Here is a 13,409-nt window from a genome sequence, read left to right as displayed (position 1 = left end):
TTATTATGGACAGTACGGTTAATATGAACAAAGCGGCCGATAATATACGTATCCTGGCTGCATCTATGGTAGAAAAGGCCCGGTCCGGGCATCCGGGCGGGGCGATGGGTGGAGCTGATTTTATAAATGCTCTGTATTCCCGTTTTCTGGTTTATGACCCTGAAGATCCGCGCTGGATATTGCGGGACCGTTTTTTTCTCGATCCAGGTCATATGTCTCCTATGCTCTATGCGGTATTGGCTCTATGCGGAAAGTTTGCGATGGAAGATTTAAAACAGTTCCGCCAATGGGGGAGTGTAACTCCGGGGCATCCTGAAGTAGATGTAGAAAGAGGCGTTGAAAATACATCCGGTCCGTTGGGACAAGGCCATACCATGGCTGTAGGATCGGCTATTGCCGAACGTTTTCTGGTCGCCCGTTTCGGTGAATGGATGAGTCATAAGACTTATGCTTTTATTTCGGACGGAGGGATTCAGGAAGAGATTTCTCAAGGTGCAGGCCGTTTAGCCGGATATCTGGGTCTTCATAATTTAATCATGTTTTATGATAGCAATAAAGTACAGTTGTCTACCGATACCGAAGCCGTGACCGATGAAGATACCGCTGCAAAATATCGTGCATGGAACTGGAATGTAATAGAGATAAACGGAAATGATCCTGTTGCCATATGTGATGCTTTGAATCTGGCGGGAGAGGAGAAAAAACGTCCGACATTGATCATCGGGCACACTGTTATGGGTAAAGGTGTCATAACAGATGCAGGAGAAAATTTCGAGGGCAAATGTTCGACACATGGCCAGCCCTTAAGTAAATCGGGCGCTTCTTATGAAAAGACTGTTGTTAATCTGGGCGGAAATCCTGAGGATCCGTTCGTAATCTTTCCCGAAGTAAAGAAACTGTATGAAGACCGGAAAAAGGATCTGGAGAAAATGGTGTCTGAACGCAGGGCGATTCAGGAGAAATGGGAAAAAGAAAATCCGGAACTTGCCGTACAATTGAAAGATTATTTTGCAGGAAAACTGCCTGAGATTGATTACAAGGCGATTATACATAAGGCCAATCAGGCTTCACGTACGGCTTCGGCCAATGTATTAAGCGTTTTTGGTGAGAAAATAAAAAATATGGTCGTTTCTTCTGCAGACCTTGCGAATTCTGATAAGACGGACGGATTCTTAAAAAAGACACATGCATTTACGAATGGCGATTTTTCAGGAGCCTTTTTGCAGGCCGGGGTTTCGGAGCTTACGATGGCGGCGGTTATGAACGGTATCGCTTTGCATGGAGGAGTTATAGGTGCATGTGGTACGTTCTTCGTATTTTCCGATTATATGAAACCGGCTGTACGTATGGCTGCGTTGATGGAATTACCGGTGAAATATATCTGGACTCATGACGCTTTTAGAGTGGGAGAGGACGGACCTACGCACGAACCTGTAGAACAGGAGGCGCAGATAAGATTGATGGAAGAATTGAAAAATCACAGCGGAGAAAACAGCATGTTGGTGCTTCGTCCCGCCGACAGTGCCGAGACTACAGTTTGTTGGAAATTGGCAATGGAAAACAACTCCACTCCTACAGGATTGATCTTGTCACGACAAGACTTGAATGATTTGCCGGCAGAGTCGGGCGATCGTTTTAAAGAAGCTTTGCAATGCAAGCAGGGGGCCTATATATTGAATGGAGATGAGAATCCTGATATCGTTTTGGTTGCTAATGGTTCGGAAGTTGGACTTTTGGTCGATGTCGCAGCTGAGCTGAGGAAAGAAGGAACCCGGGTGCAGATTGTTTCGGCTCCTTCTACGGGATTGTTTTTTAATCAGCCTGCTGGTTACAGGGAGAAAGTGATACCTCCTCATATTCCTGTTTTCGGACTGACTGCAGGATTGCCTTCTACTCTTTATCGGTTGGTAGGTCCCGAAGGGAAGGTCTATGGGTTGGATCATTTTGGAAGTTCGGCGCCGTATAAAGTCCTGGATGAAAAGTTCGGTTTTACGACTGCTCATATTTTAAAACAGGTAAAAGACTTTTTAAGTAAATAAGAATACATAAAAAATATAAACTAAAGAGCCGGTGGAATTTTCTACCGGCTTTCTTTATAGATAAAGTTCTATGTGTAATACATTGATTATAAGATATTGATTATAAGATGTGCAGTGTAGCATATAATTTAAATATTTAAACGTGAGAGAAATTTTTTTTATAAATATTTGTATATAAAATGTGCAATGTGTTTTGTAAGTCAAAAATAAGTGTTAACTTAGCCGCATAATTTATCTGAAATAAGGTAAAAAGAATATTGTAGCGTATATATATTAATTAAGAATTTTAGAAGGATATGAAAAAACTATCTTCAGTAGTTTTATTATTTGCACTTATTTGTGCTCCGATAGCTAAAGGTGCTACTGCCTCCGAAGAGAGCAAATCGGAAAGAGTTCCTGTAAAAAGTCTTTTGATGAATGGTTTTTGGGATAATTGGTTTATCTCTGCAGGAGCGGGTGCTGATGTTTATTTGGGACAACAAGATTCCAAGTATGGTTTCGGCGATCGCATCACACCCAGTTTCAATATAAATGTAGGAAAATGGTTCACTCCTGTGATCGGTTTGAGATTAGGCGCCGATTATTATGGAATGCGTGGTCTTACTACAGGCAACAGTTTTGTTTACGGACAGCCTTATGAGAAAGACGGTGTGCTGTACCATAAACAGAAGTTCGGTTTCTTTACTCCTCATATTGATGTGATGGGGGATTTTTCTTCTTTGTTCTGCGGGTATCGGGCGAACCGTGTATATTCTCCTATTTTATATTTAGGAGGAGGTGCGGCTATCGGTACCGATTTGAATGAAGGAAGTTCATTATACCTGCGCTTGGGATTTTTAAATCGTTTCCGTTTAAGCAAAGCATGGGACTTGAATCTGGATATCAATGCCGGTATGGTTGAGAATAACTTTGACGGCGATGGTGGAAAACGCGGTGATTTTATCGTAGGTGCGACTTTAGGAGTTGCCTATAAGTTCAAGGAAAGAGAATGGAAAGCTCCGGTAATGCCGGTTGTCGAACCTGTGATGAGTAAATATAGCGATCAGGAAGGCGATGCGCTGGTAGCCCAGTTGAAAGATGCCAATAATAAGATTGCTAATTTGGAACAACAATTGGCCGATGCCCAGAAACAGCAGCCGGTAGTAGTAGAGCAGGCAGAAGAAACGCCTTGCGCTACGATCTATTTTTCCGCCGACCGTTCCGATGTTACCCGTAAAGACCTTACTATCTTGAAAGCCTTGGCAAAGGTGATGAAAGCTAATGAGAATACCAAATATGTCGTAACGGGTTATGCCGATAATAAAACAGGTTCTGCTTCATATAATGCTAAATTGCGTGAAGCCCGTGCACAGAAAGTTTATAATGTATTGGTTCAGAACTTCGGTGTTAATCCTAAGCAACTCGAGAAGACTACGAATGACGGTAATTTGAATTTATTCGGTTCTTATACGCTGGATCGTGCTGCAACTATTGCACCGGTTAAATAACCAGTGCGCAATATAAAATTTATAAAAGAGAGGCGTCTGTAAAGCAGGCGCCTCTCTTTTATAATTCGTCTTTTGAGAAAAAGTTGTAAAATTGCTATGTCAACTTTGCAAAAGATGGATTAATGTGTATATTTGTATCCTATTTGTAACTAGGAAGTGGAATCATTTTATAAGACACACAAGTATCTGGTAGAGCATGTTAGCTCACCTGTCAGGCGACATCTGATGGATGAGATTGATTGGAATGCCCGTTTAATAGGTATTAAAGGCTGCCGTGGCGTCGGAAAAACTACTTTTTTATTACAATATGCACGCGAGAAGTTCGGAACTGACCGCAGTTGCCTGTATATCAATACGAACAATCTTTATTTTACCGAGCACAGTTTACGTAAATTTGCAAAAGAATTTCTTTCACAAGGAGGAAAAACTTTGCTGATAGACCAAGTGTTTAAATATCCGGGATGGTCCGATGAATTAAGATATTGTTATGATAACTTTCCGGAACTTAAAATTGTATTTACGGGTTCGTCCGTAATGAGGCTGAAAGAGGAAAATTCCGCTTTGTCAGGATTAGTAGATTCTTATAATCTGCGGGGATTCTCGTTTCGCGAATATATAAATTTGCTTGCGGGAACCGATCTTTCTTCGGTAACGTTAGACGATATCATTACCCTTCATAAAGAGATTGCACATGAAATATATGCGGCTGTGAATCCTCAGGAATATTTGCAGGGGTACTTGCATCATGGTTTTTATCCTTTTTTCCTGGAAAAAAGAAATTTCTCGGAAAACTTGCTGAAAACCATGAACATGATGATGGAGATTGACATATTATTCCTGAAACAGATCGAGTTGTCTTATTTGCCGAAAGTAAGACGTCTGCTTTATCTGCTTACCGTGAGTGCTCCGGCTGCACCCAATGTGAGCCAGTTGAGCAAAGATATCGAAACGTCCCGGGCTACGGTTATGAATTATATTAAATGCCTGAAGGATGCGCGTCTTATCAATATGCTGTATAAAGAAGGAGAGGAATATCCCAAAAAACCGGCGATGGTATATATGCATAATACCAATCTTATGTACTCCACCCGCTCTGTGCAGGTAGAACCTCAGGCCGTAAGGGAAACTTTCTTTTATAATATGTTGCATAAGGATAATCATTTGAATATAGGGGGAAAAGGTTTTCAATTTCTCGTGAACGGAGAGATGCCGTTCAGGGTGGGAACCGTTCCCAGGAGGGCGAATCCTAACTTGTATTATGCAGCCGATGAATTGAAGACAGGGCATGATAATGTGATACCGTTATGGTTATTCGGATTTTTATATTAAATTTGACAAGAAACAAACAGAATTTTTAATTATATACCTAATATACTAAAAAATGAGCAAACAAAAGAAGTTCTTAACATGTGATGGAAATCAGGCTGCCGCACATATCTCGTATATGTTCTCGGAAGTTGCTGCTATTTATCCCATCACTCCTTCATCAACGATGGCAGAATATGTTGATGAATGGGCTGCTGCAGGGCGGAAAAATATCTTTGGCGAAACAGTATTGGTACAGGAAATGCAATCGGAAGGCGGTGCAGCGGGTGCTGTTCACGGTTCGTTACAGGCCGGTGCTCTTACTACGACTTATACGGCATCTCAGGGTTTGCTGCTGATGATACCTAATATGTATAAAATAGCAGGAGAATTGCTTCCCTGCGTGTTCCATGTATCGGCTCGTACCCTGGCATCGCATGCCTTGTGTATCTTCGGTGATCATCAGGATGTTATGTCTGCCCGTCAAACGGGTTTCGCTATGTTGTGCGAAGGTTCGGTTCAGGAAGTGATGGATTTGGCCGGTGTTGCCCATTTGGCTACTATTAAATCGAGAGTTCCGTTCATGAACTTCTTCGATGGTTTCCGTACTTCTCATGAAATACAGAAAATCGAGATGTTGGATAACGATGACCTGGCTCCGTTGATCGACCAGGAGGCTTTGTCCGAATTCCGTTCCCGCGCCATGAATCCTGAAAAACCGGTTGCTCGCGGTATGGCCGAAAACCCCGACCATTTCTTCCAGCACAGGGAATCCAGCAACTCTTACTACGATGCGGTTCCTGCTATCGTAGAAGAATACATGGACAAAATCTCCGAACTCACCGGTCGTAAATACGGTTTGTTCAATTATTATGGTTCCGAAGATGCCGAACGCGTGATCATTGCGATGGGATCTGTTACCGAAGCAGCCCGTGAAGCTATCGACTATTTGATGGCGAAAGGTGAAAAAGTAGGTCTGGTTTCGGTACATTTGTACCGTCCGTTTTCTGCCAAACATTTCCTGGCAGCCGTTCCTGCATCGGCTAAGCGGATTGCCGTACTGGACCGTACGAAAGAACCGGGTGCAAACGGCGAACCCTTGTATCTGGATGTAAAAGATTGTTTCTACGGAAAAGAGAATGCTCCGCTTATCGTAGGAGGCCGTTATGGTCTGGGATCGAAAGATACTACTCCGGCTCAGATACTTTCTGTATATGAAAACCTGGCTTTACCGGAACCTAAAAATCAGTTTACGCTGGGTATTATAGATGACGTTACCTTTACTTCTCTTCCTCCCAAAGAAGATATCGCATTGGGCGGAGACGGTATGTTCGAAGCTAAATTTTACGGGCTGGGAGCAGATGGTACGGTAGGAGCCAATAAGAACTCCGTTAAAATCATCGGTGATAATACCGATAAATATTGTCAGGCATATTTTGCTTATGACTCTAAGAAATCTGGCGGTTTCACTTGTTCGCATCTTCGTTTCGGAGATGAGCCTATCCGTTCTACCTATTTGGTGAATACGCCTAATTTCGTAGCTTGCCATGTACAGGCTTATTTACACATGTATGATGTTACCCGTGGCCTGCGTGAGAACGGAACATTCTTGCTGAATACGATATGGGAAGGTGACGATTTAGTGAAGAATCTTCCGAATAACGTGAAACGTTATGTCGCTCAGAAGAATATTTCGGTTTATTATATCAATGCAACGAAGATTGCTCAGGAAATAGGTTTGGGTAACCGTACCAATACGATTCTTCAATCGGCATTTTTCCGTATAACCAATGTGATTCCTGTAGACCTTGCCGTAGAGCAGATGAAAAAATTCATCGTTAAGTCTTATGGCAAGAAAGGCGAAGATGTCGTAAATAAGAACTACGCTGCTGTTGACAGGGGCGGAGAATATAAACAGCTTCCTGTAGATGCTTCCTGGGTTAATCTTCCTGAAGATCCAAAACCCGTGAACCACGATCCTGCATTCATTAACGATGTAGTTCGTCCTATCAATGCACAAGACGGAGATCTGTTGAAAGTTTCCGCTTTCAAGGGAATCGAAGACGGAACCTGGTATCAGGGAACGGCGAAATATGAAAAACGCGGTGTTGCTGCATTCGTTCCTACCTGGAATAAAGATAATTGTATTCAGTGTAATAAATGTGCCTACGTTTGTCCTCACGCTTCTATCCGTCCGTTCGTACTGGATGAAGCCGAAATGTCGGCAGCTCCGTTCGGCGAAAACGATACGCTCAAAGCTGTAGGAAAAGCCTTCGACGGAATGCGTTTCCGCATACAGGTCGATGTTCTCGATTGTCTCGGTTGCGGTAACTGTGCCGATGTATGCCCCGGAAACAAACAGGGAAAAGCCTTGAAAATGACAGACCTGGAAAGTCAGTTAGGCGAAGTTCCCAACTGGGATTACTGTGCCGACAAAGTGGCTTCCAAACAACATCTGGTAGATATTAAGGCTAATGTTAAGAATTCACAATTCGCAACTCCGCTGTTCGAATTCTCGGGAGCTTGTTCCGGTTGCGGTGAAACTCCGTATGTAAAACTGATTACACAACTTTACGGAGACCGTGAAATGGTAGCGAATGCAACAGGTTGCTCTTCCATTTATTCCGGTTCGGTTCCTTCAACTCCTTACACGACAAATACCAAAGGACAAGGTCCGGCATGGGCCAATTCGTTGTTCGAGGACTTCTGTGAATTCGGCCTGGGTATGGTTCTCGCGAATGAGAAAATGCGCGAACGCCTTGAAAAACTGATGAACGAGGCTCAAATCTGCACATGTTGCAGCGATGAACTGAAAGCCCTCTTTACCGAATGGATCGAAAATAAAGAAGATGTAGAAAAAAGCCGTGAACTGGCCGAAAAGATCGTCCCGATGGTGAATGCTTGCGATTGCGACCTTTGTAAAAAAATCGCAGAGCTCAGTCATTACCTCGTAAAACGCAGCCAGTGGATTATCGGTGGCGACGGTGCTTCATACGATATCGGTTTCGGAGGTCTCGACCATGTACTGGCATCCGGTAAAAATGTAAATATCCTGGTTCTCGATACCGAGGTTTACTCCAATACGGGAGGTCAGGCTTCCAAAGCTACACCTGTAGGAGCTATTGCCAAGTTTGCCGCATCAGGTAAACGCATCCGTAAAAAAGACCTGGGATTGATAGCTTCCACATACGGTTACGTATATGCCGCACAGATTGCTATGGGAGCCGATCAGGCACAGACGCTGAAAGCCATACGTGAGGCCGAAGCTTATGACGGGCCTTCCATCATCATAGCTTATTCGCCCTGTATCAACCACGGACTTAAGAAAGGCATGGGTAAATCGCAGGCCGAAGAAGCTGCAGCCGTAGAATGCGGATACTGGCACTTGTGGCGTTATAATCCCGAATTGGAGAAAGAAGGAAAAAATCCGTTCACGCTCGATAGTAAAGAGCCGCAATGGGATAAATTCCAGGATTTCCTCAAGAGCGAAGTACGTTTCGCATCGGTCATGAAACAATATCCGGCCGAGGCCGAAGAACTGTTTCAGGCTGCCCAGAACAATGCCATGTGGCGTTATAATAACTATAAACGCTTGGCCAAGCAGCAATGGGGTGTCGATCCGGAATAATTAGGACTATAATATAGTTGTAAAGAGGTGGTTTTTGAGCCACCTCTTTTTTTGTTACATAAAATTAGGTATATAAATAAATTTTTATTATAATTGCATATCTTTTGTGATTGTACGCATTATTTTAAATTTCGGATACATATGATGAAAAACCTCCTTTTGATTTTATACCTGTTTCCTTTATTGCTTTATGCTCAAAGAAATTACTCCGACGAACCGTTGCACAGGCAGTATGCCAACGTATTGCCGCCGTCTCCCGAAGCAGCATCTTTATGCGAATATGCCGAGACGCCGGTGAGCTATTTTTACGGTTTACCACAGATAGATATTCCTTTATATACCGTACAGGAAGGCAGCTTTTCTTTACCCGTTTCCATCAGTTATCATGGAGGGGGAATAAAGGTAAACGAGTTGGCGAGTCGGGTGGGGCTGGGCTGGGTGTTGAATGCAGGCGGAGTAATCTCCCGCACGGTTTGCGGTTTGCCCGATGAGACTATCACCAGTAAAGAGGAGGCTCCAAACGAGTCTGATACAGACTATAGGCTGAGAGGATTCTTTCATTTATCGAAATTCGATAAAGAGTCGATCCGGTATAATATGACAAAGAACCCTAATTACGATCCTTCCACATTTGAGTATGTGCCTCCTACTGAGGATAATCTTAAAGATTCCAGTTATTATAAGTCTTCTCATTACAGGTTAATGAAACAACTCCGTTTAATGGGGAACTTCGAGGGCGGTTTTATGGACAGTGCTCAGGATATGTATAGTTTTAATTTTATGGGATATTCGGGAGCATTTATGCTAAACCAAGTCTCAGGCTTTCCGGGAAATTTGCACGCCAGGTATGAGGTGAAAGTTCAAACGGACAGTCCCATAGAATTTGTCGGTGTACATTTTCCCGATTCATTTTCCATACGCGACCGGAAAGGAGTGATGTATTATTTCCAGGAAAAAGAATTTTCTTATCATCCCTATAAATGTTATGATCCGCTTAGCGGTGAACCAGGGGGAGTGGCAGATATTTATAACGATACGATTCCTTATGTTTCTTCCTGGTATCTTACAAGGATAGAAATCCCCGGGGAGGGGAGTATTTCTCTCAGTTATAAGAATAATAACAGATTGTGTGTCTACTCCGGGGGATTTCAAATGCGGCATGATGCTGAAGTATTGCCTGGGAGACCTACATTTTTTTCTACAGCTAATTATACGGTTATAGCCCCTAAAATGTTATCGTCTGTTAGTAACGGTAAAGTCGAGGTGCTTTTTATCAACGATGGGACACCTCGGCGGGATATCAATAACGATATAAGCAAACTGGACTATATATATGTAAGAACCAAAGACGGAAATTATATCAGGAAGTATAAATTCTGTTATTCTTATTTTTCAAAAGGGTTGTATGACGACCATACAACAGGATGTGCGTTAAAGCTCGATAAGATAGAAAAACTCTCGCTGAGTGATAATGCGTCTGTTTTATACCGTGGGTTTACCTATGACGGAGATGGTTTCCTGCCGTGGACCGATTACGGACAAGATCACTGGGGATATCCGAACGGAAAAGATAATCTTTTCCTGGTTCCCGAATTTGTGGAATTTCCTGGAAGAGGAGGAGCCGACCGGAACAGCGACCGGGAAATACCTAAAAAAGGCTCATTAACGGCGGTGTCTTATCCTACCGGAGGACGGGTGGAATATGAATGGGAGCCGAATACATATTCCTATGTAGGCGGAAGCCGCCTTACGATAAACGACACGAGCGATCGGGAAGAGATTGTATATAAAGATACTATATGCGGATTGACCGGACGAGGAAAAAAAGAGATAACGATTGATATTCCCTATCCGCAAAGTATTAAATTGTACCTGAACAAATATTATTGGGGACTGGGTGAATTTCTGGCTACCTGGATGGACTATTCCTGCGACCATATCAGATCCGGTTGCGATAATGTCTTTCCCCGTCTGATAATACGTTATCTCGATCAGCCCGATATCGAGGCGTCCCGGTCTGTTATTTACCTGGACGAAATATCGACCCGTACATTGAGCGAGCCGGGCGGGACGATTGTTTACCGCCAGTATCTGGAGAAAGCCGGTACGTATAAAATTTCGTTGGAATATGAAGATCAGATACCGGTCTGGCAACTAAAAGATAAATTCGATAATCCGGGGATAGGAACCTCCATGTATGGAAATATTCCTATAGAATATTTTCATTATAAAGAGCCGCAGGCCCCTCCCGGAAATGCCGAAGCATTGGGAGGCGGTTTGAGGATCAAAGAGATACGGTCGTTATTCAGCGGAGATACGGTCATTAAGCGTTATAGCTATAATTATTTTAACGAACCGTTACATTCGAGCGGTGCATTGCCGGAACGCCCCAATTATACTGCTCGAAAATATGTGCGGTATGCTTATGATGCCTGGCATACTCCCCCGCCTACACCATTTAAGTTGCATACCAACTATTCTTCGGGTTTCTATCGGACTCCTGTAGGTGCACCTCGGGTCGAATACGGGTATGTTTCGGAACAATATATCTATCCCCATTCCGATCCGGCGAAAGAAAGCGGAGCACCCCATGTCGACCGTTACTATACGACCACTGTCGATAACGTTCGTTATCAGGATCTCGATGAAATGGGGTATTCTCTTCAAGCTCCCCCTTCGAGCCGTATTCGTACCTCCATGGCGCATTACCGGGGTAATCTTAAAAGAATTTCTTATTGTAATGCAGAGAGTTTTTATTCGATAAAAGATGTCTATTATGATTATCAGATAGTGGAAGATACCCTTGAATACTATTTTGTGGGAGGTCTTTTTGTACTGGCCGATTTTACTTTGCTGCCAAATAATGCCGCAGGATTTTCTTACAACAGCGACTACGGTATAACTAAATTCCGTATCGTCCCGTATAATAAAAGACTAAAAAAGATGCAAGAAGAATATTCTAATTATTCCGTTACGTCCGAATACACCTATTTTTCAGGTTTCCATACTTATGGAATGGAAGGAGACTTGCCTTTATCCGTAACCCGCGAGACATCTACCGGGGGGAAAGAGATCGTTTATTATACCTATTTGAAAGATTTTCATAACGGTTTTATAACCGATAAAGTGACTTCCGAAATACGGGTAATCGACGGCTATATTGTGGATGCCAAGCGTAACCGATACGATCTGTTGGGGCGGCTTACTTCTTCAGCCTCTTCTTCATGCCTGGGAAAACCTGCCGGCGGATACCCTTTAGGAAAAACTCTCGAACTGACATCCGGACTGGAGAATTTGTTCGATGTTCCCGGCCCTTCCTATATATACGATGCCGGGGGGCATATTCTTGATATAGAATATTGTTTTGTACCAGTAGCCAGTTTCTTATGGGGGTATGGCGGCAGCCATCCGGTAGCGGAGTTCAGGGGTATGACCTCTGCCGATGTAGATAATATATTACGTAATGCGGGTCTTACCCGCCGCGATTTTCTGGAGAATTCCTCCCGTACCGAAGAATATTTAGGACGTTTGAGAGCGGCACTTCCTGCAGGTTCGGATGTGACGACACTGACTTACCGCTGGCTGGTCGGGGTCGTTTCCGAGACCGACGGCCGCGGAGTAACCACTTACTATAACTATGACGACTACGGACGGTTAAAAGAAATAAGGGACTATAACCGGCATCTGATACGCAAATATACCTATAATTTGAAATCCCGTTAAACCTATCAGGCTATGAAAGCATTATATATTATTATCTGTATCGTGATATTGTCGGGAAAAACCGTTTACAGCCAGAGTATGGACCGGAATTACATAAAGAGCGTGGACCCTCTTATACCCTGTACGGATGTAAGTGAGGATGAATTAGAGGCACTGGTAACCGTAAAGTATTACGACGGCCTGGGTCGCCTGGAACAGACCGTGCAGCGCGGCATCAACCCCGGTGTATATGATGTCGTTAATTATGTCCAGTACGGTTTCAAGGGATTGCCCGTTAAAGAATGGCTTCCCGTACCTGTGAACGGAGACCAGGGCAACTATGTACCTTTTACACAGGTAAAGGCCGCAGGTATTTCCTTTTACGGGGACGATAATCCTTTTTCCGAAACCGTATATGAACGCTCGTTGCTGAACCGGGAAGTGGAAAAAATAGGGCCTGGGGAGGCCTGGAGGAATGCCGGCATAAGCGGAAACCACAGCCGGAAAACAGAATACCTGTTTAATACCGCTTCCGGCGAACTCTCCGTTCGTAACTATCGTTTCACCAGCTCTTTGAAAAATAACGGAAATTATCCTGCCGACGTACTCACTGCCGTGAAATCCGAGGATGAAAACGGAAACGTAAGCTATGAATTTACCGACAAGAGCGGTCGCCTTATTCTGTTCCGGCAGATAAACGGGAACGACTGGTGCGACACTTACTATATCTACGATACGGCAGGCCGCCTTCGTTATGTTCTTCCTCCCCAGGCCAGCGATATGACTTCGGAAGAGAAATCTTACAATATGGCACAGCTCGCCCCTCATGTATATAAGCATGTTTATGATTCCCGGGGCAGGCGCAATACTTTCCAGCCTCCCGGTTGCGAACCGATTTATTATATATATAATAAACTGGGACGTACCGTGCTTAGCCAGACGGGCAACCAGCGTCTGACAAATGAGTGGAGCTTTACCAAATACGATATACAAGGTCGTGCGGTCCTTATGGGACTTGTGCACACCGACGACAGCCGGACTGTAATGCAGAATGGGTTTAACGATTATTATTACGTATGGGAGAACTATGTAGGAAATACAGGAGACGGGGTTGAGAATCTGGGTTACAGTAATCAGTGCGAACCCCGTCAGCAGCTGAGGCCCCGGAGCGCGATCTATTACGACACCTACGCCTTTATCCCCCCCGGGCACACCTTCACACCCGAAAGCGGTTACGACCCCTGCTGG

At 43.9% G+C, this 13,409-nt stretch carries 6 protein-coding genes; all 6 read left to right on the top strand.

The features are described from left to right. Window positions 1-5 precede the first annotated feature (5 nt). On the top strand, window positions 6-2,039 hold the full coding sequence (locus OCV73_RS04785) for a transketolase family protein (RefSeq protein ID WP_147549726.1): 2,034 nt from the start codon (window positions 6-8) through the stop codon (window positions 2,037-2,039). 296 nt (window positions 2,040-2,335) lie between these two features. After that, window positions 2,336-3,526 (top strand): OmpA family protein, encoded by a 1,191-nt coding sequence (locus OCV73_RS04780; RefSeq protein WP_147549723.1) that lies wholly within the window; start codon window positions 2,336-2,338, stop codon window positions 3,524-3,526. Window positions 3,527-3,682: 156 nt separating this feature from the next. After that, complete coding sequence (locus OCV73_RS04775; RefSeq protein ID WP_147549719.1) at window positions 3,683-4,855, top strand: ATP-binding protein; 1,173 nt, start codon at window positions 3,683-3,685, stop codon at window positions 4,853-4,855. A gap of 52 nt (window positions 4,856-4,907) precedes the next feature. Next, window positions 4,908-8,459: a pyruvate:ferredoxin (flavodoxin) oxidoreductase gene (gene nifJ / locus OCV73_RS04770; RefSeq protein ID WP_147549716.1), complete on the top strand. Its 3,552-nt coding sequence runs from the start codon at window positions 4,908-4,910 to the stop codon at window positions 8,457-8,459. A gap of 141 nt (window positions 8,460-8,600) precedes the next feature. Further along, a complete protein-coding gene (locus OCV73_RS04765) occupies window positions 8,601-12,182 on the top strand; it encodes an RHS repeat domain-containing protein (protein ID WP_147549714.1) in 3,582 nt (1,193 codons plus the stop codon). Between the two features lie 12 nt (window positions 12,183-12,194). After that, a partial coding sequence (locus OCV73_RS04760) for a DUF6443 domain-containing protein (RefSeq protein WP_262512871.1) occupies window positions 12,195-13,409 on the top strand: 1,215 nt, incomplete at its 3' end.

Origin of the sequence: Barnesiella propionica (assembly GCF_025567045.1) — a bacterium.
GTDB classification, from domain to species: domain Bacteria; phylum Bacteroidota; class Bacteroidia; order Bacteroidales; family Barnesiellaceae; genus Barnesiella_B; species Barnesiella_B propionica.
This window is presented reverse-complemented; position numbering and strand designations above follow the sequence as displayed.

Bases quoted from the DNA above. Each gene is read 5' to 3' on its own strand.
- OCV73_RS04785 (WP_147549726.1), top strand. From the start codon at position 6: ATGGACAGTACGGTTAATATGAACAAAGCGGCCGATAATATACGTATC.
- OCV73_RS04780 (WP_147549723.1), top strand. From the start codon at position 2,336: ATGAAAAAACTATCTTCAGTAGTTTTATTATTTGCACTTATTTGTGCT.
- nifJ (WP_147549716.1), top strand. From the start codon at position 4,908: ATGAGCAAACAAAAGAAGTTCTTAACATGTGATGGAAATCAGGCTGCC.
- OCV73_RS04765 (WP_147549714.1), top strand. From the start codon at position 8,601: ATGATGAAAAACCTCCTTTTGATTTTATACCTGTTTCCTTTATTGCTT.